Origin of the sequence: Roseovarius indicus, from assembly GCF_008728195.1 — a bacterium.
GTDB lineage: Bacteria > Pseudomonadota > Alphaproteobacteria > Rhodobacterales > Rhodobacteraceae > Roseovarius > Roseovarius indicus.
The window spans coordinates 3972078-3997971 of sequence record NZ_CP031598.1 but is presented as its reverse complement, the minus strand read 5'-3'; the positions used below and the strand labels follow the sequence as shown (position 1 = coordinate 3997971).

The window sequence follows — 25894 nt, the reverse complement described above, 5'->3', positions numbered from 1 at the left end:
GGCGATCCGATGCCTTTCAAGACCACCGGGAACCCCCGAAACATGGCCCGATCCGACAACCTGACCGGTGCGCTTCTGATGATGGCGTCGATGGCGTGTTTCACGCTGAACGACACCATGATGAAGCTGATGGCCGGGGATGTTCCCCTGTTCCAGTTGCTGTTCCTGCGCGGCGTGTTCACCACCGCCGCGGTGGCGGTGATCGCGTGGCGGATGGGCGCCTTCGGGGCGCGGGTGCCGCGGCGCGATTGGTGGATCATCCTGTGGCGCACCGTGGGCGAGACGGGGGCGGCCTATTTCTTCCTGACCGCGCTCTTCAACATGCCATTGGCCAACGTGACCTCGATCCTGGCGGCGCTGCCGCTGACGATCACGCTGGCGGCCGCCGTCTTCCTGCGCGAGCCGGTGGGGTGGAAACGGCTGGCGGCGATCGTGGTGGGGTTCGGGGGCGTGCTGCTGATCGTGCGGCCCGGTGCGTCGGATTTCAACGTCTTCTCGCTCTACGCCCTGACCGCGGTGGGTTTCGTGACGCTGAGGGACCTGTCGACGCGCAGGCTGTCGAAGGAGACGCCGTCGATGCTGGTGACGCTGATCACCTCGGCCGCGATCATGGTGTTTTTCGGCCTGGGCAGCCTGGCCGGCGAGTGGGCGCAGATGGATGGCCGGGCGCTGGGCCTGACGGTCGGGGCGTCAGTCATGATCATTGGGGGCTACCTGTTCTCGATCATGGTGATGCGGGTTGGCGAGATCGGCTTCACCGCGCCGTTCCGCTATACCGGGCTGATCTGGGCGCTGGTGCTTGGCTGGCTGGCCTTCGGAGACTGGCCCGAGACGATCACGCTTGTCGGGGCCGCGATCGTGTCGGGCAGCGGGCTTTTCACGCTGTACCGGGAGTCCCGGCAGGCGCGGAGAAAATACGCCGTACAAGCGCTTCGTCGACATTGAACGTGTCGCGGAAGTGGCGGCGCCCGTCGTCGTCGAGCGGCTGGAGGTTCTGGAAGAGCGGGCGGTTGTCGGGCGCCTTGTCGGAGGTGGAATCGTTGTCGTCGTGGACGCCGCGCAGGAACATCTCCTCGCCCGGGTAGACGAGCGTGGGCATGAAGGTGTGGATGCGGTGATGCGGATACTGGATCAGCGCATCCGTCGCGCCCGCCCGGAACATCCCCGCCATCCCGCAGGACCAGAAGGGCGGCACGACCTGCCGCGTGGCGATGCCCTGCGCCGACAGCCGCGCGATGCGGCCCATGTTGAAATCGACCGCGAGCGAGGGGTGCGCCGCGCGCAAGGGCGCCGTGTCGGTCCAGATCTGTCTCAGCCGGGCGGTGAAGCCAAGCGCGACGGCGTCGTCGTCGTCGAGCCGGAACTGGACGGTCTCGACAGGGTTCGGGGCAACCTCCTGATGGACCGCCGAGCGCAGCGCCCTGATCTGGTGATAGGCGTCATCCTCCTTCGCGACGACCTTGACCTGGGGCACCGGGGCGGTGAGGTCGTGCAACCGGTCGCGCCAGCGCGCGGGCAGGCTGGTGCCGATGACGATCAGGAAGGTGAAGTCGTCGTCGTGCTGGGCCGCGAGAGAGGGCAGGGTGAGCGCCTCGAAATGCCGGAACCGGTCTTCCATCCGGTCCGGCGCGTAGAGCAGCGCGGCGCGATCGGCCGCGGTTTCGTGGTCGCGCTTGAAGCCACCCCCGACGCCGGGGTAGGAGAATCGACAGACGCCTATGATACGCACGCGGCCTCGAAATCACTGAGTTGCAAAATCGTTCGAGACATCGCACGAGCGGGCTGGCCGGGCAACCGGGAATGCGCGGCCGGGGCGATGTGGCAGCGGCCCGCCCCCGCGCGCAAGACTGCGCGCGAGGCTGTTGACAACGAATCCGACTCCGCCTATACGCCGCTCCATCCCGGCCAAAGGGGTCTTCCCCGTGGGCCGATATCAGAACTGTAGTGGTCATGATCCGGGCGGTGAGCGCCCCGATCCTCTGGAATCCCACCGCGTCGTACCAGCAGGTTGCAGGGTACGAGTGCGGTCGTCGTGTTTTGCGGACGCGCAAGGCGCGCATTTTGATGAAACCCGCACGGGGATGCCCGTGCAGACACATGTGTTGAGAGACGGGGAAAGAGACCCAATGCCAACGATCCAACAGCTGATCCGCAAGCCGCGGCAGCCGAAAACAAGAGCCACCAAATCCATGCATCTGCAGGGCTGCCCGCAGAAGCGTGGCGTTTGCACGCGCGTCTACACCACGACGCCGAAGAAGCCGAACTCGGCCATGCGGAAGGTTGCCAAGGTGCGCCTGACCAACGGCTACGAGGTCATCAGCTACATCCCCGGTGAAAGCCACAACCTTCAGGAGCACTCTGTCGTCCTGATCCGCGGCGGCCGGGTGAAAGACCTTCCGGGTGTCCGTTACCACATCCTGCGCGGCGTGCTCGACACGCAAGGCGTCAAGGATCGTAAGCAGCGCCGCTCGAAATACGGCGCCAAGCGTCCGAAGTAAGAGGAAGAGAAGATGTCCCGCCGTCACGCTGCTGAAAAACGCGAAATCCTTCCCGACGCCAAGTTCGGCGACCGGGTTCTGACGAAATTCATGAACAACCTGATGATCGACGGCAAGAAATCCGTCGCTGAACAGATTGTCTACAATGCGCTCGACCGCGTCGAGGACAAGGTCAAGCGCGCGCCCGTCGAGATCTTCCACGAGGCGCTCGACAACATCAAGCCGTCGGTCGAGGTTCGCTCGCGCCGGGTTGGTGGCGCCACCTACCAGGTGCCGGTCGAGGTTCGCCCGGAACGCCGCGAGGCCCTGGCCATCCGCTGGCTGATCAACGCATCGCGCGCCCGCAACGAGAACACCATGGAAGAACGCCTCGCCGGCGAGCTGCTGGATGCTGTGAACAGCCGCGGTTCGGCCGTGAAGAAGCGCGAAGACACCCACAAGATGGCCGAAGCCAACAAGGCCTTCAGCCACTACCGCTGGTAACACCTAGAGGCATTTGAGACATGGCACGCGATTATCCGCTGGAACGCTACCGCAACTTCGGCATCATGGCCCACATCGATGCCGGCAAGACCACGTGTTCTGAACGCATCCTGTTCTACACCGGCAAATCCCACGCCCTGGGCGAGGTGCATGACGGCGCCGCGACCATGGACTGGATGGAGCAGGAACAGGAACGCGGCATCACCATCACGTCGGCCGCGACGACGACCTTCTGGCAGTGGCAGGAAGACCCCACCAACGAAGGCATGTCGGACACCAAGTACCGCATGAACATCATCGACACGCCCGGCCACGTCGACTTCACCATCGAGGTCGAGCGCTCGCTGGCCGTTCTCGACGGCGCGATCTGCGTGCTTGACGCCAACGCCGGTGTCGAACCCCAGACCGAGACGGTGTGGCGCCAGGCCGACCGCTACAAGGTTCCGCGCATCGTCTTCGTCAACAAGATGGACAAGATCGGCGCCGACTTCTTCAACTGCGTCGAGATGATCGAAAGCCGCACCGGCGCACGCGCCGTGCCGATCGCCATGCCGATCGGTGCCGAGAACGAGCTGGAAGGCATCATCGACCTCGTCACCATGGAAGAATGGGTGTGGCGCGGGGAAGACCTGGGTGCGACCTGGTACCGTCAGCCGATCCGTGACGAGCTCAAGGATCAGGCCGACGAATGGCGCGCCAAGCTGGTCGAGAACGCCGTCGAAATGGACGACGACGCGATGATGGAATACCTGGAAGGCAACGAACCCGACGTGCCGACCCTGCGGAAACTGATCCGCCAGGGCTGCCTGTCGCTGAGCTTCGTTCCGGTTCTTGGCGGCTCGGCCTTCAAGAACAAGGGTGTCCAGCCGCTGCTGAACGCCGTGGTCGACTATCTGCCCAGCCCGATGGACGTGGTCGATTACATGGGCTTCGCGCCGGATGACGAAACCGAGACCCGCAACATCGCGCGCCGCGCCGATGACACGATGCCGTTCTCGGGCCTCGCGTTCAAGATCATGAACGACCCGTTCGTGGGCTCGCTGACCTTCACCCGGATCTATTCGGGCGTTCTGAAGAAAGGCGACAACATCCAGAACTCGACCAAGGGCAAGAAAGAGCGCATTGGCCGGATGATGATGATGCACTCGAACAACCGCGAGGAGATCGAGGAAGCGTTCGCGGGCGACATCATCGCGCTGGCGGGTCTGAAGGACACCACCACCGGTGACACGCTGTGCGATCCGAAAGCGCAGGTCGTTCTGGAAACCATGACCTTCCCGGACCCGGTGATCGAGATCGCCGTGGAGCCGAAGACGAAAGGCGACCAGGAGAAGATGAGCCAGGGCCTGGCGCGGCTTGCCGCCGAAGACCCGTCCTTCCGCGTCGAGACCGACCTCGAGTCGGGCCAGACCATCATGAAGGGCATGGGCGAACTTCACCTCGACATCCTCGTCGACCGTCTGAAGCGCGAGTTCAAGGTGGACGCCAATATCGGCGCGCCGCAGGTGGCCTATCGCGAGACCATCGGTCACGAGATCGAACACACCTACACCCACAAGAAACAGTCGGGTGGTTCGGGTCAGTTCGCCGAGGTGAAGATGATCATCAGCCCCACCGAGGCGGGCGAAGGCTACAGCTTCGAGAGCCGCATCGTCGGTGGCTCGGTGCCGAAGGAATACATCCCCGGCGTCGAGAAGGGCATCGAGAGCGTCATGGACAGCGGCCCGCTGGCCGGCTTCCCGGTGATCGACTTCAAGGTCGCGCTGATCGACGGCAAGTACCACGACGTCGACTCGTCGGTCATGGCCTTCGAGATCGCCGCCCGGATGTGCATGCGGGAAGGCCTTCGCAAGGCCGGCGCCAAGCTGCTCGAGCCCGTCATGAAGGTCGAGGTGATCTCGCCGGAGGAATATACCGGCAACGTCATCGGTGACCTTACGTCGCGGCGCGGCCAGGTGTCGGGGCAGGAGCCCCGCGGCAACGCCATCGCGATCAACGCGAACGTGCCGCTGGCCAACATGTTCGGCTATATCAACACGCTGCGTTCGATGTCTTCGGGCCGCGCGCAGTTCACGATGCAGTTCTCGCATTACGATCCCGTCCCGCAGAACATCTCGGACGAGATCCAGGCGAAATACGCTTAACGGGATGCCGGGCTGAAGCCCGGCCTACCCACCCACCGTAGGCCGGGCTTCAGCCCGGCACCCGAAAAGACAAGGAGGCCATCATGGCAAAGGAAAAGTTTGACCGTTCGAAACCGCACGTGAACATCGGCACGATTGGGCACGTTGACCACGGCAAGACGACGCTGACCGCGGCGATCACGAAGCAATACGGCGAGTTCCGCGCGTACGACCAGATCGACGCGGCGCCGGAAGAGAAAGCCCGCGGGATCACCATCTCGACGGCGCACGTGGAGTACGAGACCGAGGCGCGCCACTACGCCCACGTCGACTGCCCCGGCCACGCCGACTACGTGAAGAACATGATCACCGGTGCCGCCCAGATGGACGGCGCGATCCTGGTGGTGAACGCCGCTGACGGCCCGATGCCGCAGACCCGCGAGCACATCCTGCTGGCCCGCCAGGTCGGCGTGCCCGCGCTGGTGGTGTTCCTCAACAAGGTCGACCAGGTCGACGACGAGGAGCTGCTCGAGCTGGTGGAAATGGAAGTGCGCGAACTGCTCAGCGAGTACGACTTCCCGGGCGACGACATTCCGATCGTGGCAGGCTCGGCCCTGGCCGCGCTGGAAGACCGCGACGACAACATCGGCAAGGACAAGATCGCCGAGCTGATGGCCGCCGTCGACGAGTACATCCCCACCCCCGAGCGTGCCGTCGACCAGCCGTTCCTGATGCCGATCGAGGACGTGTTCTCGATTTCCGGCCGCGGGACGGTTGTGACCGGCCGTGTCGAGCGTGGCGTGATCAACGTCGGTGACGAGATCGAGATCGTCGGCATCAAGGACACCAAGAAGACGACCTGCACGGGCGTCGAGATGTTCCGCAAGCTGCTCGACCGCGGTGAGGCCGGCGACAACATCGGCGCGCTGCTGCGCGGTGTCGACCGTGACGATATCCAGCGCGGCCAGGTGCTGTGCAAGCCGAAATCGGTCACGCCGCACACCAAGTTCGAGTGCGAGGTCTACATCCTGACGAAGGATGAAGGCGGCCGTCACACGCCGTTCTTCGCCAACTACCGCCCGCAGTTCTACTTCCGGACGACGGACGTGACCGGCACCGTGACCCTGCCCGAGGGCACCGAGATGGTCATGCCCGGCGACAACCTGAAGTTCTCGGTCGAGCTGATCGCGCCGATCGCCATGGAAGACGGTCTCCGCTTCGCCATCCGCGAAGGCGGCCGCACCGTCGGCTCGGGCGTCGTCTCGAAGATCATCGAGTAAGAATACCCAAAGGGTTCGACGAGGGAGGCCGGGTGGTCCGGCCTTCCTCCTATCAACTCCAACGCCGCGAAAGGCTACCCCAATGCAAAGCCAAAACATTCGCATTCGGCTGAAGGCATTTGACTACCGCGTACTGGATGCCAGCACGCAGGAGATCGTCAACACCGCCAAACGGACCGGTGCCGAGGTACGTGGGCCGATCCCGCTGCCGAACAAGATCGAGAAATTCACCGTTCTGCGTGGCCCGCACGTGAACAAGAAATCCCGCGACCAGTTCGAGATCCGCACGCACAAGCGTCTTCTCGACATCGTCGACCCCACCCCGCAGACCGTGGACGCGCTGATGAAGCTCGACCTCGCCGCGGGCGTGGACGTTCAGATTTCGGTTTAAGGGAGGGTAACGATATGTTGCGCTCTGGCGTAATCGCAAAGAAAGTCGGCATGACCCGGCTTTTCATGGAGGACGGGAAGCAGATCCCCGTGACCGTTCTTCAACTGGACAAGCTTCAGGTGGTCGCTCAGCGCACCGCCGAGAGCCATGGCTATTCGGCTGTTCAGCTGGGTGCCGGCACCGCCAAGGTCAAGCGGACCACGAAGGCCATGCGTGGCCATTTCGCCGCCGCCAAGGTCGAGCCCAAGCGCAAGATCGCGGAATTCCGCGTGGCGCCCGAGAACATGATCGACGTGGGTGAGGAAATCACCGCGAACCATTACTTCGAAGGTCAGTTCGTCGACGTGTCGGGCACCTCGATCGGTAAGGGCTTCCAGGGCGGCATGAAGCGGCACAACTTCGGCGGCCTGCGCGCCAGCCACGGTGTGTCGATCAGCCACCGGGCCCACGGCTCGACCGGTCAGTGTCAGGACCCGGGCAAGGTGTTCAAGGGCAAGAAGATGGCCGGCCACATGGGCGCTGCCCGCGTGACCACGCAGAACCTTCAGGTCGTCAAGACCGACGCCGACCGTGGCCTGATCATGGTCAAGGGCGCGGTTCCGGGCTCGAAAGGTGGCTGGGTCACGATCAAGGACGCGGTCAAGAAACCGTTCCCGGAAAGCGCGATCCTGCCCGCGGCCCTGAAATCGGAAGCCGAAGCTGCCGCCAAGGCCGCCGAGGAAGCCGCTGCCGCCGCCGCTGCCGAGGCCGAAGCCGAAGCCAAGCGCCTTGCCGAAGAGCAGGCCGCGGCCGAAGCCGAGGCGCTGAAGGAAGCCGAGGCCGACATCGAAGCCGACAAGGGCGACGATGACGGTGAGAAGAAGGAAGGCGAGGAATGAAACTCGACGTGATCAAACTGGACGGCGGGAAAGCCGGCTCGGTCGATCTGGGCGAAGAGATCTTCGGCCTGGACCCCCGCGCCGACATTCTTCACCGCGTCGTCCGCTGGCAGCGCAACAAGGCGCAGCAGGGGACGCACAAGGCCAAGACCCGGTCCGAGACCAGCTACTCGACCAAGAAGATCTATCGCCAGAAGGGCACCGGTGGCGCCCGCCACGGCGACCGCAACGCGCCGATCTTCCGCAAGGGCGGCATCTACAAGGGCCCGGTTCCGCGCAGCCATGCGCATGAACTGCCCAAGAAGGTGCGCAAGCTGGGGCTCAAGCATGCCCTGAGCGCCAAGGCGAAAGCCGGCGAGCTGGTGGTGATCGAGTCGGCGGACGGCATTTCCAAGACCAAGGAACTGGCCAAGCAGGTCAAGGATCTGGGCTGGAAGCGCGCGCTGATCATCGACGGGGCCGAGGTGAACCAGGAATTCGCCCGCGCGGCGGCCAACATCGAGGGTCTCGATGTGCTGCCGAGCATGGGCGCGAATGTCTATGACATCCTCAAGCGTGACACGCTGGTGATCACGAAGGCGGGTGTCGAAGCACTGGAGGCTCGACTGAAATGAGCGCGAAACCGGAACATTACGACGTGATCCGCAAGCCGGTGATCACCGAGAAATCCACCATGGCGTCGGAAGCCGGCGCGGTGGTCTTCGAGGTGGATATCGACAGCTCCAAGCCGCAGATCAAGGAGGCCATCGAGGCGCTCTTCGGTGTGAAGGTGAAGGCTGTGAACACCACGATCACCAAGGGCAAGAACAAGCGCTTCCGCGGCATCAAGGGCACGCGGAAGGACGTCAAGAAGGCGTATGTGACGCTTGAGGAAGGCAACACGATCGACGTGACCACCGGTCTTTGATCGGGTGACGTTGGTCGGGGGTTGGCCCGGCCTTGTGAGAGATAGAACCCCGGCCGCGTGACGTGGCCGGGGTTTTTTCATTTGGGTGGGTTTGGTGAGTTGGCACCTGCCCAACGGGCGCAACACGCGCGGAATCAAGGGCTTCAGCCCGCCGCGCGATCGCCAGGCCGCCCCGACGGGCTGGCGATTGGGAGAGGGCAGCGCGACGGTCGGAGGTTTTTCGGTTTGGAGGGATAAAGTGCCCAACACGAGCGTCGGTTCGCCATCCCGCGGCCTGGCGATCGCGCGGCTTTGCGGCCGGGGCAAAGGTGGGTTTGCACCCACCCTACGGCGCACGGCGGCCGGCGGCGCATTTCTGCCCTTAATCGCTTGACCCGCTCGGGTCTCTCGCTTAAACGGACCCATCTGCGCCGCCCCGGATTCGTCTGGGGCTGTGTTTTTATTGTTCGCAAGAACATCACGAACCGGGGACCTTCGGGGCCCTACATACCTGGCCACCTTCGGGGGGCTTATCACATAGGCGGATCCCGATCCGCCGTTAGCTAACGGAAGACAGAAAGCATGGCACTCAAGTCGTATAAACCGACGACGCCGGGCCAGCGCGGGCTGGTGCTGATCGACCGTTCGGAGCTGTACAAAGGACGCCCCGTCAAGGCCCTCACCGAGGGTCTGACCAAGTCGGGCGGCCGGAACAACACCGGACGTATCACTGCACGCCGCCGCGGTGGCGGGGCCAAACGGCTCTACCGGATCGTCGATTTCAAACGCAACAAATTCGATGTGGCCGCCACCGTCGAACGGATCGAATACGACCCGAACCGGACGGCCTTCATCGCGCTCATCCGCTACGAGGATGGCGAACAGTCCTATATCCTGGCCCCGCAGCGGCTGGCGATCGGCGACAGCGTCGTCTCGTCGGAACGCGCCGACATCAAGCCGGGCAACGCGATGCCGTTTTCCGGCATGCCGATCGGGACGATCGTTCACAACATCGAGCTGAAGCCCGGCAAGGGCGGCCAGATCGCACGCGCCGCGGGCACCTATGCCCAGTTCGTCGGTCGTGACGGCGGCTATGCGCAGATCCGCCTGAGCTCGGGCGAGCTGCGGATGGTGCGCCAGGAGTGCAAGGCCACCGTGGGTGCCGTGTCGAACCCCGACAACAGCAACCAGGATTACGGCAAGGCCGGCCGCATGCGCCACAAGGGCATCCGCCCCTCTGTCCGCGGTGTCGTGATGAACCCGATCGACCACCCGCACGGTGGTGGTGAGGGCCGCACCTCGGGTGGCCGCCACCCGGTCACGCCGTGGGGCAAGCCCACCAAGGGCAAGCGCACCCGCAACACCAACAAGGCGTCGCAGAAGCTTATCCTGCGCTCGCGTCACGCACGGAAGAAGGGCCGCTAAGACATGGCACGTTCTGTATGGAAAGGCCCCTTTGTCGATGCCTACGTCCTGAAAAAGGCCGAGGCAACGCGCGAAAGCGGGCGCAAGGAAGTCATCAAGATCTGGTCGCGCCGCTCGACGATCCTGCCCCAGTTCGTGGGCCTGACGTTTGGCGTCTATAACGGTCAGAAACACGTTCCGGTTCTGGTCAACGAAGACATGATCGGCCAGAAATTCGGGGAATACGCACCGACGCGGACCTATTACGGGCACGCGGCTGACAAGAAAGCCAAGAGGAAGTAAGCCATGGGCAAGGAGAAAAATCCCCGCCGCGTGGCGGACAACGAAGCGATGGCGAAGCTGCGCATGCTGCGCACCAGCCCGCAGAAACTCAACCTGGTTGCCGCGATGATCCGGGGCAAGAAGGTCGACAAGGCGCTGAGCGACCTGACCTTCTCGAAGAAGCGGATCGCGCTGGACGTGAAGAAATGCCTTCAGTCCGCCATCGCGAATGCCGAGAACAACCACAACCTGGACGTCGACGAGCTGATCGTCGCCGAGGCCTATGTGGGCAAGAACCTGGTCATGAAACGCGGTCGTCCGCGGGCACGCGGCCGGTTCGGGCGGATCATGAAGCCGTTCTCGGAGCTGACAATCAAGGTGCGTGAAGTCGAGGAGCAAGCCTAATGGGTAACAAAGTCAATCCGATTGGCATGCGCCTGCAGGTGAACCGCACCTGGGACAGTCGCTGGTATGCCGATACGAAGGATTACGGCAATCTTCTTCTGGAAGACGTCAAGATCCGTGAGTTCATCAAGGAAGAGTGCAAGCAGGCCGGCGTCAGCCGCGTGATCATCGAGCGTCCGCACAAGAAGTGCCGCGTCACGGTGCACACCGCGCGCCCGGGCGTGATCATCGGCAAGAAAGGCGCCGATATCGAGAGCCTGCGCAAGAAGCTGGCGAAGATGACCGACAGCGAACTGCACCTCAACATCGTCGAAGTGCGCAAGCCCGAGCTTGACGCCGCGCTGGTTGGCGAAAGCATCGCCCAGCAGCTCGAGCGCCGGGTCAGCTTCCGCCGTGCGATGAAACGGGCCGTGCAGAACGCCATGCGCATGGGTGCGCTGGGTATCCGGGTGAACGTGGCAGGCCGCCTTGGCGGCGCCGAGATCGCCCGCACCGAGTGGTACCGCGAGGGCCGCGTGCCGCTCCACACCCTGCGTGCCGATATCGATTATGCCCATTCCGAGGCGTCCACGCCTTACGGCATCATCGGCATCAAGGTCTGGATCTTCAAAGGCGAGATCATGGAGCACGACCCGTCGGCCCGTGATCGCAAGGCCCAGGAACTTCAGGATGGTCCCGCGCCCCGTGGCGCCGGTGGCCGCCGCTGAGGAGGGATAAGAGATGCTGCAACCGAAGCGCACTAAATTCCGCAAGCAGTTCAAGGGCCGGATCAAGGGCGAAGCCAAAGGCGGCTCCGACCTGAACTTCGGCACCTATGGGCTCAAGGCAACCCAGCCCGAGCGCGTCACCGCGCGCCAGATCGAGGCCGCCCGCCGGGCCATGACGCGTCACATGAAGCGTCAGGGCCGGGTCTGGATCCGGATCTTCCCGGATACCCCGGTGACCTCGAAGCCCACCGAAGTGCGGATGGGTAAGGGTAAGGGCTCGGTCGATTTCTGGGCCTGCAAGGTCAAGCCCGGCCGGGTGATGTTCGAGATCGACGGCGTTTCCGACGCCATCGCGAAAGAGGCCCTGCGCCTTGCCGCGATGAAGCTGCCGATCAAGACCCGCATCGTGGTCAAGGAAGACTGGTAAGGTCTTTCGCTTGCGAATGGCGCAGGCGGTGGTGCGGATTTCGAAGAAATCTGCGGGCCGCCTCGCCCGAGAGAATTCGGAACCCCCGTCGAGAGATCGGCGGGGGTTTTGGTTTGTTGGAGGCTTTGTTTAGATTACTCGTTTTCTTCCAGTTCTTTTTCCCAATGGTTGTTTCCCACGAACTTGCCGTCAACGTATTCCGCTCTGTGCTGAAGTACGATCTGACCGTCTTCGTAATGTGCAAGAGCACTGGAATCCGCGGTGGCCCATAGGCCTAGAATTTTGTCGTTATTATCATCAAACATGTAGATGTATGGACCTGCGATATCGGTTGTGCCCATGCTGGTGGAGTATCCGAGTTCCATTCGAACATCGTCCTCTTCCGAACCCTCTACGGCGCCCGATGGTTTGAAGAGAAAAACTCTGGGCTGGCCATCTTTGCCAATAAATTCAATTAGTTTTTGGCGTTGAGAGTTCTGAAATACTAATTTCGGAATCCCATCCCAGCTTGTCATCTCAATGAGAGCGTTGCCTTCCGGATCTTCGATAATCAGGTTGCGGGTTCTTATTCTGTCGTAAGATGGATTCTTCCCGGCCACCTGGGGGCGTTCCGATAGAGGCAAATCCGCCAAGGTCGAAGAAAGTGCGTCGACGCGCTTCTCGATTGCCGTGAGTTTCTCTTGTGTCTTGTTTGTAATTTCGTCGGCAATGCCCATGGCGTTGATTTGCTCCATGACATACTCTTTGGAAAGCAAGGGAGTAGTCTCCAAACCGGCCATCGCTTTGTTTTGCACTTCTTGAATGCGCGCAAGGCTTTCGGAAGCGGCTGTCTCGTATTCTGTCTTGCGGTCTTCCAGGGCCTGTTTATACGAGTTGAAGACGTGGGCGCCGAACAACCCCCCACCGATTGCCAATGCAAAAATTGCGTACGCCAGAAAGATGACTCGATCATGGCGGGTTACTATTCTTTTCAGCTCTTTGATTTCATCATTCAATCGCTCGGTTTCAGACATTCTTCCTCCTTAAATCGTCGGGATAAAAAGTATGATCTTATTGCACATTGGCCTGCAGCGTGCGTGCTTGTGAATAGTGTCATTTTGAAAACGAAGTTCCAAGAGCCACAACAAGGTTCCCTCAACCCCAACTGACGAAAGCTGCCCGCTTAGGCGTGTATGGGGAAGAACTTGAATCCTTTTTTGCACGAAATCGACGGCTATGCGCATCGGTGGCAGTAGCCGATAACCATCTGCAAATCCGGCAAGAGCGACTTCTTACCGCGTTCAGTTTGATATTCACAGGGTCGGTGCTATCGATTTGGTAGGGTAGTCGGTTGGTACCCACCCTTTGGAATGTTGCGTGGTCTGCCCGCCACGGTTTTGACCCGGGGGCCTCTGCCTGGCAAAAGGTCCCGGCTCGGGGCCGGGACCGGTGTTCGTGGGGGACCACGGTGGGTTGGCACCCACCCTACGTAATCCTCACCGCCACCTGTTGGTGTTCGTGGTTGTAGGTGAGGTAGTTGTAGGTGAGGCCGCGGGCCGCCACGAACTCCTGGAAGGCTTTGTATTCGCCATCTTCCCAGCCGCTGTAGTTGAAATACTCGTCGAAGACGATGACCGTGCCGGTGACGATGCGGGGGCCGAGCGCGTCGAAGATGGTCCTGGCGGAGCTGTAGAGGTCGCTGTCGATGTGGAGAAAGGCCACGGGGGGGTCGGCAGAGGGCAGGGCGGCGAGGAAGGCCGGCAGGGTCTGGTCGAAGAGGCCGACATGGAGGGTGACGTTTTCCGGCACGTCGGGCAGGGAGGGGCGGGAGAACTTGGCCTCGGGGAAGCCGTCGCGCCAGGGTTCGGGGAGGCCGTCGAAACTGTCGAAGCCGTGCAGGTGCCAGTCGCGTTTTCCGGCGATGTAGCGGGTGGTGCGGGCCTTGTAGACGCCGAATTCGAGGACGAGCCCGTCGAGCGTGACATGGGAGATGGCCACGTCATGCACCGCGCGCCAGCGGTTGACGGATTGCACGGTGTACATGTTTTGCCGGACATAGGCGGCAGTGGTGCGGGTGGCCTCTTGCTGCAATGCGAGGTCGATGTCGGAGATGGCCGAGCGGTAGAGCGTCAGGGCCCGCGCCTTGCGGCGGGCGCGGAGGCGGCTGATCCATCCGGCCATGTGGTGTCTCCCTCGTGTGGCTGAGCGGACTATCCCGCATGGGGGCGCAAATCTCAACGGCGGCGATTGGCCTCTCGCACCGGGGCGCGGGGTGGGCTAGGAGAGGGGCATGCCACAGATCGACTCGCTTTTCGTCACCCGCCTCTACCGTGCTGCGCTCAGCGAGCACGGGCCTTCCATCAATGCCGATGAGCTGGAAGCGTCGTGTTATTCCATCGCCGAGGATGACGAGGCGGGGCAGGACTGGTGCGAGGAGAACGGGTATCCGGGCTATACCTCCTATGCGTCGCTGACCGACCTGCCGTGGCGGTTTCCGATCTTTGCGGATGTGGTCAAGGCGCTCGATGCGCATGTGGCGGCGTTCGCCGAGGACCTGGAGTTCGACCTCGACGGGCGGGAGCTGAAGCTCGAGGATATCTGGATCAACATCCTGCCGGAGGGGGGCAGCCATGGCAGCCATATCCACCCCCATTCGGTGATTTCCGGCACGACCTACGTGGCGATGCCCGACGGGGCGAGCGCGCTGAAGCTGGAAGACCCACGCTCGGCCCGGATGATGGCGGCGCCGGCACGGGTGAAGGGGGCAAGGCGGGAGCTGCGGACGTTCATCTACGAGGCGCCGAAGGTGGGGGACGTTCTGCTGTGGGAAAGCTGGCTCAGGCACGAGGTGCCGGCGAACATGGCCGAGGATGACCGGATCTCGGTGAGCTTCAATTACGGGTGGGGGTAGGCAAGTACACGGTTCGGTTTTTTCCCCGCGCGGAATCGAGGGCGAAGCCCGCCGCGCATCGACGGGCCGCCCCGACGGCACGGCGATTTGGTGAGGTCGGCGCGACGTCGTGAGGGTGGATGTGTTTGGCCAGGATAAAGTGGCGTCCACCGCCGTTGGTTCGCCGCACCGCGGCCCGCCGATGCGCGGCTTCTCGTCCGGCCGCAAGGTGGGTTCGCACCCACCCTACGGAAATCGGAACTTCCCCCTTGCCCCGAGCCCGCACCTCCCTTATAGAGCCCAAATCCGCGAGCCCGGGGTGACCCCGGGATTCGCTTGTTTGCAATTCATCCACCGGGTTTGCAGGTGACCCTGAGCCAATCGTCAGGGGCCGACCGGTGTTTTGAGAGAAGGACGATGGCGACATGAACGCTGCAGAGCTGCGTGACAAAACGCCCGACCAGCTGCGTGAAGAGCTGGTCAACCTCAAGAAAGAGCAGTTCAACCTGCGCTTTCAGGCCGCGACCGGTCAGCTTGAGAACCCCGCCCGCATGAAATCGGTGCGCCGCAACGTCGCGCGCGTGCTGACCGTGCTCAACGAAAAAGCCGCTTCCGCGGCTGCGGAATAAGGAGGCCACCCATGCCCAAGCGTATCCTGCAAGGCGTCGTGACCTCCGACGCGAACGCGCAAACCGTCACCGTTTCGGTCGAGCGCCGCTTCAAGCACCCCGTGCTGCAAAAAACCATTCGTAAGTCCAAGAAGTACCGGGCTCACGACGAGAAGAACACCTACAAGGTGGGCGACAGCGTGCGCATCATCGAATGCGCGCCCAAGTCGAAAACGAAACGCTGGGAGGTGCTGGAAGCCTAAAGGCTCTCGCACACCCGGTTTGAGCGAAACCCTGGGGTCGTTACCCTAAAGGTCGGGAGAAACCAAATGATCCAGATGCAGACCAATCTGGATGTGGCTGACAATTCCGGTGCCCGGAAAGTTCAGTGCATCAAGGTCCTGGGTGGTTCCAAACGCAAGTATGCCTCCGTCGGCGACGTGATCGTCGTCTCGGTGAAGGAAGCCATCCCGCGCGGCCGCGTGAAGAAAGGCGATGTCCGCAAGGCCGTCGTCGTGCGCACCGCCAAGGAAATCCGTCGTGAAGACGGCACCGCAATCCGCTTCGACCGCAATGCCGCCGTCATCCTGAACAACGCAGGTGACCCGATCGGCACCCGTATCTTCGGGCCGGTCGTCCGCGAGCTGCGCGCGAAGAACTACATGAAAATCATCTCGCTCGCCCCGGAGGTGCTGTAAGATGGCTGCTAAACTCAAGAAGGGCGACAAGGTCGTCGTGATCTCCGGCAAGGACAAGGGCAAGGAAGGCACGATCACTTCCGTCGACCCGAAAGCCGGCAAGGCCGTCGTCGACGGCGTGAACATGGCCATCCGCCACACCCGCCAGAGCCAGCAGAGCCAGGGCGGCCGCCTTCCCAAGGCGATGCCGATTGACCTGAGCAACCTGGCGATGCTCGACAAGAACGGCAAACCCACCCGCGTCGGTTTCAAGATGGACGGCGACAAGAAGGTGCGTTTCGCCAAGACCACGGGGGACGTGATCGATGCTTGATACCGAGAATTACACCCCGCGCCTGCGCCAGCAGTTCCGCGAGACGATCCGCCCCGCGATGAAGGAAGAGTTCGGTTACACGAACGACATGATGATCCCGCGGCTGGACAAGATCGTTCTGAACATCGGCTGCGGCGCCGAGGCGGTGAAGGATTCCAAGAAGGCCAAGTCGGCCCAGGAAGACCTGACGCTGATCGCCGGTCAGAAGGCCGTCGTCACCAAGGCGAAGAAGTCGATCGCCGGCTTCCGCGTTCGTGAAGACATGCCGCTGGGTGCGAAAGTGACCCTGCGCGGCGACCGGATGTACGAATTCCTCGATCGCCTGATCACCATCGCGATGCCCCGGATCCGCGACTTCCGCGGCGTGTCGGGCAAATCCTTCGACGGCCGCGGCAACTATGCCCTGGGCCTGAAGGAGCACATCGTCTTCCCCGAGATCAACTTCGACAAGGTCGACGAGGTTTGGGGCCTGGACATCATCATCGGAACCACGGCGAAGACCGACGCTGAAGCCAAGGCGCTGTTGAAGCATTTCAACATGCCCTTCACCAGCTGAGCCGGGAGGAATTTGACATGGCTAAAAAAGCAATGATCGAACGCGAGAAGAAGCGTCAGCGCCTGGTGAAGCAATACGCCGCCAAGCGTGCCGCTCTGAAGGAAATCATCAGCGACGAGTCGAAGCCGATGGAAGAACGCTTCCGTGCCTCGCTCAAGCTGGCGGAACTGCCGCGCAACAGCTCGGCCACCCGCCTGCATAACCGCTGCCAGCTCACCGGCCGGCCGCATGCCTACTACCGGAAGCTGAAAGTCAGCCGGATCGCCCTGCGCGACCTGGGCTCGGCCGGTCAGATGCCGGGCGTGGTCAAGTCGAGCTGGTAAGGAGGGACATGAGATGAACGATCCTATCGGCGATATGCTGACCCGTATCCGCAACGCGGGCATGCGCGGCAAGTCCACCGTCATGGTGCCGGCCTCGAAGATGCGCGTGCGCGTGCTGAACGTGCTGGCGGACGAGGGCTATATCCGTGGCTTCGAAGATGCCACCGACAGCCGCGGCCACCCCGCGATCGAGGTCAGCCTGAAGTATTTCGAAGGCGCCCCCGCCATCCGCGAGATGAAGCGGGTCTCGAAGCCCGGCCGCCGGGTTTACATGGGCGTCAAGGACATTCCGTCGGTCCGTCAGGGCCTCGGCGTGTCGATTGTCTCGACCCCGCAGGGTGTGATGTCGGATGCAAACGCACGGGCGGCCAACGTTGGCGGCGAAGTGCTTTGCACCGTATTCTAAGGAGGCCTGATTATGTCTCGTATCGGTAAACAACCCGTGGCCCTGCCCGATGGCGTCACTGCCTCGCTCAGCGGCCAGACGATCGAGGTGAAAGGCCCGAAGCAGACGAAAAGCTTCACCTTCACCGATGACGTCACCATCGCGATCGAGGACGGCCAGATCACCGTTGCGCCGCGCGGCAAATCCAAGCGCGCGCGTCAGCAGTGGGGCATGAGCCGCACGATCATCGCCAACCTGGTTCACGGATCGAAAGAGCCCTTCAAGAAAGAGCTCGAAATCCAGGGCGTCGGTTACCGGGCACAGGTTCAGGGCAACATCCTGAAACTGAACCTCGGCCTGTCGCACGACGTCGATTTCCCGATCCCGGAAGGTATCACTGTTACGGCCGCGAAGCCCACCGAACTGGTGGTCGAGGGCCATGACAAGCAGCTCGTCGGTGAAGTCGCGGCCAATATCCGCGACTGGCGGCGCCCGGAGCCCTACAAGGGCAAGGGCATCCGCTACAAGGGCGAGTATATCTTCCAGAAGGAAGGCAAGAAGAAGTAAGGACGCGACAGATGGCAAACAGCAAAAGACAACTGTTCCAGAAACGCCGCCTGCGCGTTCGGAGCAAACTTCGCAAGGTCAATGCCGGGCGTCCGCGCCTGAGCGTGCACCGCTCGTCGAAAAACATGAGCGTGCAGATCATCGACGATGTGAACGGCGTCACCCTGGCTTCGGCCTCGACGCTCGAGAAGGATCTCGGCTTCGTCGGCAAGAACACGATGGATGCGGCGAAGAAGATCGGCGCCACCATCGCAGAACGTGCCAAGGCGGCGGGCATCACCGAAGCCCAGTTCGACCGCGGCGGGTTCCTGTTTCACGGCCGGATCAAGGCGCTGGCGGATGCCGCGCGCGAAGGCGGCCTGAAAATCTAAGGCGCAGGCGCTCCGGTCTACCGGGGCGCCTCGATGATCCGGGTCGGGGGCACGAGGCCTTTCGACACCTGGATTGGACAAATTCTAGGCCCGTGAGGGCGCCAGGAAAGGATGCCAGATGGCAAGAGATGACAACCGCCGCGGAGGTCGCGATCGCGACGAAGCGCCGGAATTCGCCGATCGCCTTGTCGCGATCAACCGTGTTTCGAAAACCGTGAAGGGCGGCAAGCGCTTCGGGTTTGCAGCTCTCGTCGTCGTGGGCGACCAGAAGGGCCGCGTGGGTTTCGGCAAGGGCAAGGCCAAAGAGGTGCCCGAGGCGATCCGCAAGGCCACCGAGCAAGCCAAGCGCGGCATGATCCGCGTGCCGCTGCGCGAAGGCCGCACGCTGCACCATGACGGTTACGGCCGTCACGGCGCCGGCAAGGTGATCATGCGCACCGCCCCGCAAGGTACCGGTATCATCGCCGGTGGTCCGATGCGTGCCGTGTTCGAGATGCTGGGTGTTCAGGACGTGGTGGCCAAGTCGGTCGGCACGCAGAACCCCTACAACATGATCCGTGCCACGCTGGACGCGCTGCAGTTCCAGGCAAGCCCGCGTCACGTGGCACAGCGCCGCGGCAAGAAGGTCGCCGACATCCTGAAACGGGATGAAGGTCCGAAGGGCGAACACCCGGCCGACACGGCCGCGGAAGCGTAAGGAGACAGGGACATGGCCAAAACCATCGTCGTCAAGCAGGTGGGCTCTCCCATCCGCCGCCCCAAGGAACAGCGCGCCACGCTCGTTGGCCTGGGGCTGAACAAGATGCACAAGACCCGTGAGCTGGAAGACACCCCCTCGGTGCGCGGCATGATCAACAAGATCCCGCACCTGGTGGAAATCGTCGAAGAGCGCGGTTGAGTTTGGGTGAGGTGGGTTGACACCCACCCTACGGATAGACGCCCCGGTCAGTGATGGCCGGGGCGTTTTTCTTTTGGGGTTGTGTGACGGTGCCCGCCCGAATAGCGCCGAAGGCGCCGCGCGAGGTCCCGGCTCGGGGGCCGGCCCGGGGGGCTGCGGCATTCCTCCCGTTGCTCCGGCGCGGACCTTCTGCCACAAGGGGAAAAGCCCCCCGGAGACCCGCCGAATTGCCCGCCATTGACCTTGAAACCCTGATCCGTGAGTTCATCACGCTCTTCGTCGTGATCGACCCGATCGGCACGCTGCCGGTGTTCTATTTCGCCGCTGCGGGTGTGCCGGAGAAGCTGCATTGGAAGCTGGCCGTGCGGGGCGTGGTTGTGGCCGCGATCGTGCTGATGGCGTTCCTCGTGCTGGGGCAGATCGTGCTCGAGGCGATCGGGCTCAGGCTCGGGTCGTTCCAGATCGCGGGCGGGCTGATCCTGTTCATCTTCGCGTTGCAGATGATCTTTGGCGACCCCAAGGCCGAGCGCGAGATCGAGGCGGCCGAGAAAGACCACATGAGCGGCGCGGTGTTCCCGCTGGCGATGCCGTCGATCGCCTCGCCGGGGGCGATGCTGGCGATTGTCATCCTGACCGATAACAACCGGAATTCCATTCCGGATCAGGCGGTTACGGCCGGCTTGTTGATGCTGGTCCTGCTGATCACCCTGCTGCTTCTGCTGATGGCAGGCCCGCTGAAGCGGGTGATCGGCAGCGTCGGCGCCAACGTGATCAGCCGGGTGATGGGGATGATCCTGGCGACGGTGGCGGTGGATTCGGTGCTGAACGGGCTGGAGGTTGTCGGTGTGCTGAACCTCGCCGGGGCGGGGTAGCGCAGCGGTGGGTTTTACCCACCCCACGGTCAGGCGCGGGGTAGGGCAGCAGTGGGTTTTACCCACCCCACGGTCAGCCGGCGCGGGGGCCGGGGCGGGCCCGACCGATCAGCGCACAGCCCAGCGTCTCGCGCAGGGCGGCCGCCAGTTCGTCGACGGTTTCGGTGGAGACGTACATGCCGCCCGTCCGGTCGGCGAGGCATTTGGCGACGGTCATGCCGTCATAGCCCTCGGCCTCGGGGCTGTTCCAGCTGAACGGGTCGTAGACCACGCGGAAGCCGATGACGTGGACGGTGAGGTCATAGCCTTCCGCCGCCAGTGTCGCGCCGAGGGCGCAGGGGCGGCCGCCGCAGGTTTCGTTGCCGTCGGTGACCAGCACCACGATGCCAGGGGTGCCGCGGTAGTCCAGCGTTTCGGCGGCGGCGAGAACGGAGGCGGCGAGCGGCGTGAGGCCCTGCGGCGCCAGGGTGTCGATGGCGCCTGTCACCGCGTCGGCGGCGTCGGGGATGGGTGGGAAGCGCAGGTCGATGCCGGTGCAGCTTTCGGTGCCGCCGGGGCCGTAGACGAGGAGGCCCACGCGGCGAAAGGGGGCGATCTGGGGCATGGCGCGGTGGAGCGCGGTGCGGGCCTCGGCGATGCGGGTGGGGGCGGTGGCGTCGGCGCCGATCTCGGCCATGGAGGCGGAGCCGTCGAAGACCAGCATGGCATCGGCGGCGCAGCTTGGGGCGGCGGGGCTGGCCGATAGGGCGAGGGCCGAGGCGAGGAGGGCGGCGCGGAGGGTCATGGGGGAAGGAGATAACGCGGAGGGCGAGAAATCAATCGGGTTTGGTGGGGGGCGGATTCGGCTGGGACCGCGCGCCGCGAGATTTCGGTTCTGGATGGCCCTGCGCGGAACAAAGGGCGAAGCCCGCCGCGCATCGACGGGCCGTCCCGACGGCACGGCGATTTGGCAATTGGAGTGCCACGCTCGAAAGTTGGATGTACTTGGCAGGCATAAACTGGCAGCTATCACCGTCGGTTCGCCGCGCCACGGCCCGTCGATGCGCGGCTCCTCAACGGCGGGAGAGCAAGACCGGCTTGTATTGCATTGACAAAGGGTCTGCGCCGCGGGTCTGCCCCGTGACGTCAGCGGCCCCGCACACGCCCCTTGATCCGCCTGCGCAACCCGTCTATACGCGCCCGGTGGCCCGGGATGGGCCCGACTCGTAAACCAAGACATGCCGAGGTTGTCCTCACCCGCTTCGGGGGGCACATCCGGCTCAGGAGAAGCGATATGAAACTGAACGAACTGCGCGATAACGCGGGCGCGACCAAACCCCGCAAACGTGTTGGCCGTGGCCCGGGCTCGGGCATGGGCAAAACCGCCGGCCGCGGTATCAAGGGTCAGAAATCCCGTTCGGGTGTGGCCATCAAGGGTTATGAAGGCGGCCAGATGCCGCTCTATCAACGTCTGCCCAAGCGTGGCTTCAACAAGCCGAACCGCAAGAAATACGCGGTCGTGAACCTTGGCCTGATCCAGAAATTCGTCGACGCCAAGAAGATCGACGCCGGCCAGCCGATCACCGAGGACGTGCTTGTCGAAAGCGGCCTCGTGCGCCGCAAGCTCGACGGTATCCGGGTTCTCGCCAAGGGTGAAATCAGCGGCAAGCTGACGCTCGAGGTGACCGGCGCGTCGAAATCGGCGGTCGAAGCCGTCGAAAAAGCGGGTGGCTCTCTGAATGTCACAACCGCGCAGGCGGCCGAATAAGAGGTTGTGAGCGGCGTGCGAGCCGCTTACATACCCCCTAGTTTTCCTTAGGACGCCGCCTAAGCCGGAAAACGGCTCTGGCGGCGTTCGTTTTTGAAAAGAAGAGACCGCGCATGGTATCTGCAGCAGAACAAATGGCCGCCAACACCAGTTGGTCCGCCCTCGGCAAGGCCACCGATCTTCGCAAGCGCATCCTTTTCACCATCGCCCTGCTTATCGTCTATCGCCTCGGCACCTATATCCCGGTGCCCGGGATCGACGGGGCCGAGCTTCGCCAGTTCATGGAGGATGCCAGCCAGGGGATCGGCGGGATGCTGTCGATGTTCACCGGCGGGGCGCTGGGGCGGATGGGGATCTTTGCCCTGGGCATCATGCCCTACATCTCGGCCTCGATCATCGTCCAGCTGATGACGGCCATGGTGCCGGCGCTGGAGCAGCTGAAGAAAGAGGGCGAGCAGGGGCGCAAGAAGATCAACCAGTATACCCGGTACGGGACGGTTGGCCTTGCGACGCTGCAATCCTACGGCCTGGCCATGAGCCTTGTCTCGGGCGGGCTGGTGCAGCCCGACCTGCCGACGCCGTTCTTCGTGGCGGCCTGCATGATCACGCTGGTCGGCGGCACGATGTTCCTGATGTGGCTGGGCGAGCAGATCACCGCGCGGGGCGTGGGCAACGGTATCTCGCTGATCATCTTCGTGGGCATCATCGCCGAGATCCCGGCGGCGCTGGCACAGTTCTTCGCAAGCGGCCGCAGCGGCGCGATCAGCCCGGCGGTGATCGTGGGCGTGCTGCTGATGGTGGTGGCCGTGATCGCCTTCGTGGTGTTCATGGAACGCTCGCTGCGCAAGATCCATATCCAGTATCCGCGCCGCCAGGTGGGGATGAAGGTCTATGACGGCGGGTCGAGCCACCTGCCCGTGAAGGTGAACCCGGCGGGCGTGATCCCGGCGATCTTCGCCTCGTCGCTGCTGCTTCTGCCGGTGACGCTGTCGACCTTCTCGGGGCAGAATTCCGGCCCGGTCATGTCGACCATCCTGGCCTATTTCGGGCCCGGGCAGCCGCTGTACCTGGTGTTCTTCGCCGGCATGATCGTGTTCTTCGCGTATTTCTACACCTACAACGTGGCGTTCAAGCCCGATGAGGTGGCCGACAACCTGAAGAACCAGAACGGCTTCGTCCCGGGCATCCGCCCCGGCAAGCGGACGGCGGAGTATCTCGAATACGTGGTCTCGCGCATCCTTGTGCTTGGTTCGGCTTACCTTGCGGCAGTTTGTCTCCTTCCGGAAATTCTGCGTAGCCAATTCGCCATCCCCTTCTATTTTGGCGGGACGTCGGTTCTCATCGTGGTGTCGGTTGTCATGGACACGATCCAGCAGGTGCAGTCGCATCTCCTGGCGCACCAGTACGAGGGCCTCATTGAAAAATCGCAATTGAGTGGCAAGGGCCGCAAGCGCGCCCGCCGGAAAGGAACGGCTCGCCGATGAACATTATTCTTCTTGGACCGCCCGGCGCGGGCAAAGGCACACAGGCGCACATCCTTGTCGAGAAACGGGGCATGATCCAGCTTTCCACGGGCGACATGCTGCGGGAAGCAAAGGACAGCGGCACCGAGATGGGCAAGGTCGTGGCCGAAGTGATGGCACGCGGTGACCTGGTCACCGACGAGATCGTCATCGGCCTGATCCGCGAGAAGATCCAAGGGGACAATGGCGGCGGGTTCATCTTCGACGGCTTCCCGCGCACGCTGGCCCAGGCCGACGCGCTGGCCGAGCTGCTGCAGGAGCAGGGGCAGGGCCTCGATGCCGTCGTCGAGATGCAGGTGGATGACGACGCGCTGGTCGAGCGCATCACCGCCCGCTCGACCTGTGGCGGTTGTGGTGCTGTCTACAACGACATCACCAAGCCCTGGCCCGAGGATGGCAAATGCGCCAATTGCGGCTCGACCGAGGTCAAGCGCCGGGCCGACGACAATGCCGACAGCCTCAAGCAGCGGCTGATGGAATACTACAAGAAGACCTCGCCGCTGATTGGCTATTACTATGCCAAGGGCCAGCTGAAGACGGTCGACGGGCTGGGCGAGATCGACGACGTCTCGGCCGCCATCGAGGGCGCGCTTTCCTGACGCTTGGCGCAGTCGCGAATTGATTGTAACCTCCGGCCTGATTGGCCGGAGGTTTTTTCATGCGTGTCATTGCCCCGGCGGCCCTTGCCGCCTTGATCGCCACCGCCGCGAGTGCCGCAGACCAGCCGCGTCTTCACATCTTCGGGCCCAAGGGCTGTGCGTTCTTCGACGGTCTGGGCGGGGATGGCGCGGCCTTTCATGCGCTGGACGACGCGCACCTGATCCTCGATCACGGGGCGTTGGAGGGCACGGTGATTTCCTGTCAGTTCGACGGAGAGTTCAGCCTGATCGGCGCACCGGGCAAGACCGAGGCGCAGTCGGGGAGTTGCACCAATGCCAATGGCGAGACGCGGGAGGGGGATTTCACGCTGACCTATTCGGATGCCGATAACGCGACGCTGAATATCAGCGGGTTCGACCAGACGGTGCCCTTCGTCGCGTGTGACCGGCCATGAGGGGGGCGGTTGCGCTTGCGCTGTGCGTGGTGGCCACGCCGCTTCGGGCGGAAATGGATTTCGTGACCGACCGGGCGCTGTGCGGACTGGAGATGATCGAGCGGCATGAGAAGGGCATGAGTTTCGACGGCAAATGGTTCTCGGAGATCGAATATTACTGCGAGCTGTCCGAGCCCATTCCGCGCCCCGACTGGACCAGCGACGAAACCCATATCCGCCCCGGTTATTGCGAGGAGCCCGGCGCGCTTTTCCCGAAGGTATTCGTGCTGCGCACTTTTCAATCGGAGCCGGGTGTTCTATATGTATACGAGGACGAAACAGGCGCCCCGCAGACCTATTTTCTCTGCGGTGCCTGACAAGTTCTGCCGGGGGCTTGACGCTCTTGGCATTTGCTCCTAAGCACCACCATCTCATGAGAGAAAATGATTCCCTTTCGGGTCGCACCCGAGATCGAATCGACCACCTGTATCAGCTGCGGCCCGGACGGAACCGTCTCGGGCCTACGTTGTGAAAAAAGGTTCTGGCACTACGGAACCGCAACACAAGAGGACACGACACTTGGCACGTATCGCCGGCGTTAACATCCCGACCCACAAACGGGTCCCGATCGCCCTGACTTATATCACTGGTATCGGCCATTCCTCGGCCAAGGCCATCTGCGAAGCCGTCAACATCGACCTCACCCGCCGGGTGAACGAGTTGAGCGACTCCGAAGTGCTTGCCGTGCGCGAGCATATCGACGCCAACTACACCGTCGAAGGCGACCTTCGCCGGGATGTTCAGATGAACATCAAGCGGCTCATGGACCTCGGCTGCTACCGTGGTCTGCGCCACCGCCGGAACCTGCCGGTTCGCGGTCAGCGTACCCACACCAACGCCCGCACCCGCAAGGGCCCGGCGAAACCCATCGCCGGCAAAAAGAAGTAAGGGAGGGCAGCAGATATGGCACGTGATACCCGCCGCGCTCAACGCGGCAAGAAAAAGGTCTCGAAGAACATCGCCACCGGCGTGGCGCATGTGAACAGCTCCTTCAACAACACCAAGATCCTGATCTCCGACGTGCAGGGCAACGCGATTGCCTGGTCGTCGGCCGGCACCATGGGCTTCAAAGGTTCGCGCAAATCGACCCCCTACGCCGCCCAGATGGCTGCCGAAGATGCGGGCCGCAAGGCGCAGGAACATGGCATGAAAACCCTCGACGTCGAGGTTCAGGGCCCCGGTTCGGGCCGTGAAAGTGCCCTGCGTGCGCTGGCCGCGATCGGCTTCAACATCACCTCGATCCGTGATGTCACCCCGATCGCCCACAACGGCTGCCGCCCGCCGAAACGCCGCCGGGTCTGATCTTA

38 protein-coding genes are annotated in these 25894 nt (G+C 63.1%); 34 read left to right on the top strand and 4 right to left on the bottom strand.

Annotation, left to right across the window (positions count from 1 at the left end):
* Nucleotides 1-42 precede the first annotated feature (42 nt).
* Nucleotides 43-945, top strand: a complete 903-nt coding sequence (locus RIdsm_RS19330; RefSeq protein ID WP_057818245.1) for a DMT family transporter — start codon at nt 43-45, stop codon at nt 943-945.
* On the opposite strand, the gene RIdsm_RS19325 is transcribed toward RIdsm_RS19330, so the two are convergent.
* Nucleotides 878-1729 (bottom strand): glycosyltransferase, encoded by an 852-nt coding sequence (locus RIdsm_RS19325; RefSeq protein ID WP_057817986.1) that lies wholly within the window; start codon nt 1727-1729, stop codon nt 878-880. The genes RIdsm_RS19330 and RIdsm_RS19325 overlap by 68 nt on opposite strands.
* Nucleotides 1730-2126: 397 nt before the next feature.
* On the opposite strand from RIdsm_RS19325, the gene rpsL reads away from it, so the two are divergent.
* The 13 genes from rpsL to rplP all read left to right on the top strand — a co-directional run bounded on the left by rpsL (nt 2127) and on the right by rplP (nt 11764).
* On the top strand, nt 2127-2498 hold the full coding sequence (gene rpsL, locus RIdsm_RS19320) for a 30S ribosomal protein S12 (RefSeq protein WP_057817984.1): 372 nt from the start codon (nt 2127-2129) through the stop codon (nt 2496-2498).
* Nucleotides 2499-2510: 12 nt separating this feature from the next.
* Nucleotides 2511-2981 carry a 30S ribosomal protein S7 gene (gene rpsG, locus RIdsm_RS19315; protein WP_057817982.1) on the top strand — a complete coding sequence of 157 codons (471 nt, stop codon included), beginning with the start codon at nt 2511-2513 and terminating at the stop codon, nt 2979-2981.
* 20 nt (nt 2982-3001) lie between these two features.
* Nucleotides 3002-5125 carry an elongation factor G gene (gene fusA, locus RIdsm_RS19310; protein ID WP_057817980.1) on the top strand — a complete coding sequence of 708 codons (2124 nt, stop codon included), beginning with the start codon at nt 3002-3004 and terminating at the stop codon, nt 5123-5125.
* Between the two features lie 83 nt (nt 5126-5208).
* Entirely contained in the window at nt 5209-6384 is a 1176-nt protein-coding gene (tuf, locus tag RIdsm_RS19305) for an elongation factor Tu (protein ID WP_151175212.1), read from the top strand.
* An 82-nt stretch (nt 6385-6466) separates the two neighbouring features.
* On the top strand, nt 6467-6775 hold the full coding sequence (gene rpsJ / locus RIdsm_RS19300) for a 30S ribosomal protein S10 (RefSeq protein ID WP_007817142.1): 309 nt from the start codon (nt 6467-6469) through the stop codon (nt 6773-6775).
* Between the two features lie 14 nt (nt 6776-6789).
* Complete coding sequence (gene rplC, locus RIdsm_RS19295) at nt 6790-7653, top strand: 50S ribosomal protein L3 (protein WP_057819277.1); 864 nt, start codon at nt 6790-6792, stop codon at nt 7651-7653.
* Complete coding sequence (gene rplD, locus RIdsm_RS19290; protein WP_057819275.1) at nt 7650-8267, top strand: 50S ribosomal protein L4; 618 nt, start codon at nt 7650-7652, stop codon at nt 8265-8267. Before rplC ends, rplD begins: the two co-directional genes overlap by 4 nt.
* Nucleotides 8264-8560, top strand: coding sequence for a 50S ribosomal protein L23 (locus tag RIdsm_RS19285; protein WP_057819273.1), 297 nt, complete (start codon nt 8264-8266; stop codon nt 8558-8560). The genes rplD and RIdsm_RS19285 overlap by 4 nt, the downstream gene beginning before the upstream one ends.
* A 561-nt stretch (nt 8561-9121) precedes the next feature.
* The gene (gene rplB, locus RIdsm_RS19280; RefSeq protein ID WP_057819271.1) at nt 9122-9964 is read left to right on the top strand and encodes a 50S ribosomal protein L2; all 843 of its coding nucleotides are present in this window, start codon (nt 9122-9124) and stop codon (nt 9962-9964) included.
* A 3-nt stretch (nt 9965-9967) separates the two neighbouring features.
* On the top strand, nt 9968-10246 hold the full coding sequence (gene rpsS / locus RIdsm_RS19275; protein ID WP_057819270.1) for a 30S ribosomal protein S19: 279 nt from the start codon (nt 9968-9970) through the stop codon (nt 10244-10246).
* Between the two features lie 3 nt (nt 10247-10249).
* Complete coding sequence (rplV, locus tag RIdsm_RS19270; RefSeq protein WP_057819268.1) at nt 10250-10630, top strand: 50S ribosomal protein L22; 381 nt, start codon at nt 10250-10252, stop codon at nt 10628-10630.
* On the top strand, nt 10630-11337 hold the full coding sequence (gene rpsC / locus RIdsm_RS19265; RefSeq protein WP_057819266.1) for a 30S ribosomal protein S3: 708 nt from the start codon (nt 10630-10632) through the stop codon (nt 11335-11337). The genes rplV and rpsC overlap by 1 nt, the downstream gene beginning before the upstream one ends.
* A 13-nt stretch (nt 11338-11350) precedes the next feature.
* Nucleotides 11351-11764: a 50S ribosomal protein L16 gene (gene rplP, locus RIdsm_RS19260; protein WP_057819264.1), complete on the top strand. Its 414-nt coding sequence runs from the start codon at nt 11351-11353 to the stop codon at nt 11762-11764.
* Nucleotides 11765-11898: 134 nt separating this feature from the next.
* On the opposite strand, the gene RIdsm_RS19255 is transcribed toward rplP, so the two are convergent.
* Together RIdsm_RS19255 and RIdsm_RS19250 are read right to left on the bottom strand one after the other, a co-directional pair.
* Nucleotides 11899-12777 (bottom strand): hypothetical protein, encoded by an 879-nt coding sequence (locus RIdsm_RS19255; protein WP_057819263.1) that lies wholly within the window; start codon nt 12775-12777, stop codon nt 11899-11901.
* A 451-nt stretch (nt 12778-13228) separates the two neighbouring features.
* The gene (locus RIdsm_RS19250; RefSeq protein WP_057819260.1) at nt 13229-13924 is read right to left on the bottom strand and encodes a class I SAM-dependent methyltransferase; all 696 of its coding nucleotides are present in this window, start codon (nt 13922-13924) and stop codon (nt 13229-13231) included.
* Nucleotides 13925-14033: 109 nt separating this feature from the next.
* On the opposite strand from RIdsm_RS19250, the gene RIdsm_RS19245 reads away from it, so the two are divergent.
* The 13 genes from RIdsm_RS19245 to RIdsm_RS19185 all read left to right on the top strand — a co-directional run bounded on the left by RIdsm_RS19245 (nt 14034) and on the right by RIdsm_RS19185 (nt 20224).
* Nucleotides 14034-14654: a 2OG-Fe(II) oxygenase family protein gene (locus tag RIdsm_RS19245; protein ID WP_057819259.1), complete on the top strand. Its 621-nt coding sequence runs from the start codon at nt 14034-14036 to the stop codon at nt 14652-14654.
* A 404-nt stretch (nt 14655-15058) separates the two neighbouring features.
* Nucleotides 15059-15262 (top strand): 50S ribosomal protein L29, encoded by a 204-nt coding sequence (gene rpmC, locus RIdsm_RS19240; RefSeq protein ID WP_057819256.1) that lies wholly within the window; start codon nt 15059-15061, stop codon nt 15260-15262.
* 11 nt (nt 15263-15273) lie between these two features.
* Nucleotides 15274-15504 (top strand): 30S ribosomal protein S17, encoded by a 231-nt coding sequence (gene rpsQ, locus RIdsm_RS19235; protein WP_057819255.1) that lies wholly within the window; start codon nt 15274-15276, stop codon nt 15502-15504.
* Nucleotides 15505-15570: 66 nt separating this feature from the next.
* The gene (gene rplN / locus RIdsm_RS19230) at nt 15571-15939 is read left to right on the top strand and encodes a 50S ribosomal protein L14 (RefSeq protein ID WP_057819253.1); all 369 of its coding nucleotides are present in this window, start codon (nt 15571-15573) and stop codon (nt 15937-15939) included.
* A 1-nt stretch (nt 15940) separates the two neighbouring features.
* Entirely contained in the window at nt 15941-16252 is a 312-nt protein-coding gene (gene rplX, locus RIdsm_RS19225) for a 50S ribosomal protein L24 (protein ID WP_057819252.1), read from the top strand.
* On the top strand, nt 16245-16808 hold the full coding sequence (gene rplE, locus RIdsm_RS19220) for a 50S ribosomal protein L5 (RefSeq protein WP_057819249.1): 564 nt from the start codon (nt 16245-16247) through the stop codon (nt 16806-16808). Before rplX ends, rplE begins: the two co-directional genes overlap by 8 nt.
* A 17-nt stretch (nt 16809-16825) precedes the next feature.
* The gene (gene rpsN / locus RIdsm_RS19215; protein ID WP_057819247.1) at nt 16826-17131 is read left to right on the top strand and encodes a 30S ribosomal protein S14; all 306 of its coding nucleotides are present in this window, start codon (nt 16826-16828) and stop codon (nt 17129-17131) included.
* Nucleotides 17132-17144: 13 nt separating this feature from the next.
* Nucleotides 17145-17537, top strand: a complete 393-nt coding sequence (rpsH, locus tag RIdsm_RS19210) for a 30S ribosomal protein S8 (RefSeq protein ID WP_057819245.1) — start codon at nt 17145-17147, stop codon at nt 17535-17537.
* 12 nt (nt 17538-17549) lie between these two features.
* Complete coding sequence (gene rplF, locus RIdsm_RS19205; protein WP_057819243.1) at nt 17550-18083, top strand: 50S ribosomal protein L6; 534 nt, start codon at nt 17550-17552, stop codon at nt 18081-18083.
* Between the two features lie 11 nt (nt 18084-18094).
* Nucleotides 18095-18454, top strand: a complete 360-nt coding sequence (rplR, locus tag RIdsm_RS19200) for a 50S ribosomal protein L18 (protein ID WP_057819241.1) — start codon at nt 18095-18097, stop codon at nt 18452-18454.
* 118 nt (nt 18455-18572) lie between these two features.
* A complete protein-coding gene (rpsE, locus tag RIdsm_RS19195; protein WP_057819239.1) occupies nt 18573-19151 on the top strand; it encodes a 30S ribosomal protein S5 in 579 nt (192 codons plus the stop codon).
* A gap of 12 nt (nt 19152-19163) precedes the next feature.
* Nucleotides 19164-19352: a 50S ribosomal protein L30 gene (gene rpmD, locus RIdsm_RS19190; protein ID WP_057819237.1), complete on the top strand. Its 189-nt coding sequence runs from the start codon at nt 19164-19166 to the stop codon at nt 19350-19352.
* Between the two features lie 227 nt (nt 19353-19579).
* Nucleotides 19580-20224 (top strand): MarC family protein, encoded by a 645-nt coding sequence (locus tag RIdsm_RS19185; protein WP_057819235.1) that lies wholly within the window; start codon nt 19580-19582, stop codon nt 20222-20224.
* A 73-nt stretch (nt 20225-20297) separates the two neighbouring features.
* Here the strand turns inward: RIdsm_RS19185 and RIdsm_RS19180 are convergent, their stop codons facing one another.
* Nucleotides 20298-21008 carry a vWA domain-containing protein gene (locus tag RIdsm_RS19180; protein ID WP_057819233.1) on the bottom strand — a complete coding sequence of 237 codons (711 nt, stop codon included), beginning with the start codon at nt 21006-21008 and terminating at the stop codon, nt 20298-20300.
* 489 nt (nt 21009-21497) lie between these two features.
* On the opposite strand from RIdsm_RS19180, the gene rplO reads away from it, so the two are divergent.
* The 7 genes from rplO (at nt 21498) to rpsK (ending at nt 25889) form a co-directional block, all read left to right on the top strand.
* Entirely contained in the window at nt 21498-21971 is a 474-nt protein-coding gene (gene rplO, locus RIdsm_RS19175) for a 50S ribosomal protein L15 (RefSeq protein WP_057819231.1), read from the top strand.
* Nucleotides 21972-22084: 113 nt separating this feature from the next.
* The gene (gene secY / locus RIdsm_RS19170) at nt 22085-23455 is read left to right on the top strand and encodes a preprotein translocase subunit SecY (RefSeq protein WP_057819229.1); all 1371 of its coding nucleotides are present in this window, start codon (nt 22085-22087) and stop codon (nt 23453-23455) included.
* Nucleotides 23452-24093, top strand: a complete 642-nt coding sequence (locus RIdsm_RS19165) for an adenylate kinase (protein WP_057819226.1) — start codon at nt 23452-23454, stop codon at nt 24091-24093. Before secY ends, RIdsm_RS19165 begins: the two co-directional genes overlap by 4 nt.
* A gap of 59 nt (nt 24094-24152) precedes the next feature.
* The gene (locus tag RIdsm_RS19160; RefSeq protein ID WP_057819224.1) at nt 24153-24548 is read left to right on the top strand and encodes a hypothetical protein; all 396 of its coding nucleotides are present in this window, start codon (nt 24153-24155) and stop codon (nt 24546-24548) included.
* Nucleotides 24545-24904 (top strand): hypothetical protein, encoded by a 360-nt coding sequence (locus tag RIdsm_RS19155; RefSeq protein WP_057819222.1) that lies wholly within the window; start codon nt 24545-24547, stop codon nt 24902-24904. The genes RIdsm_RS19160 and RIdsm_RS19155 overlap by 4 nt, the downstream gene beginning before the upstream one ends.
* 202 nt (nt 24905-25106) lie before the next feature.
* Complete coding sequence (gene rpsM / locus RIdsm_RS19150; protein WP_057819220.1) at nt 25107-25475, top strand: 30S ribosomal protein S13; 369 nt, start codon at nt 25107-25109, stop codon at nt 25473-25475.
* Nucleotides 25476-25490: 15 nt separating this feature from the next.
* Nucleotides 25491-25889 (top strand): 30S ribosomal protein S11, encoded by a 399-nt coding sequence (gene rpsK / locus RIdsm_RS19145; protein WP_057819218.1) that lies wholly within the window; start codon nt 25491-25493, stop codon nt 25887-25889.
* The last annotated feature ends 5 nt before the right edge of the window (nt 25890-25894 follow it).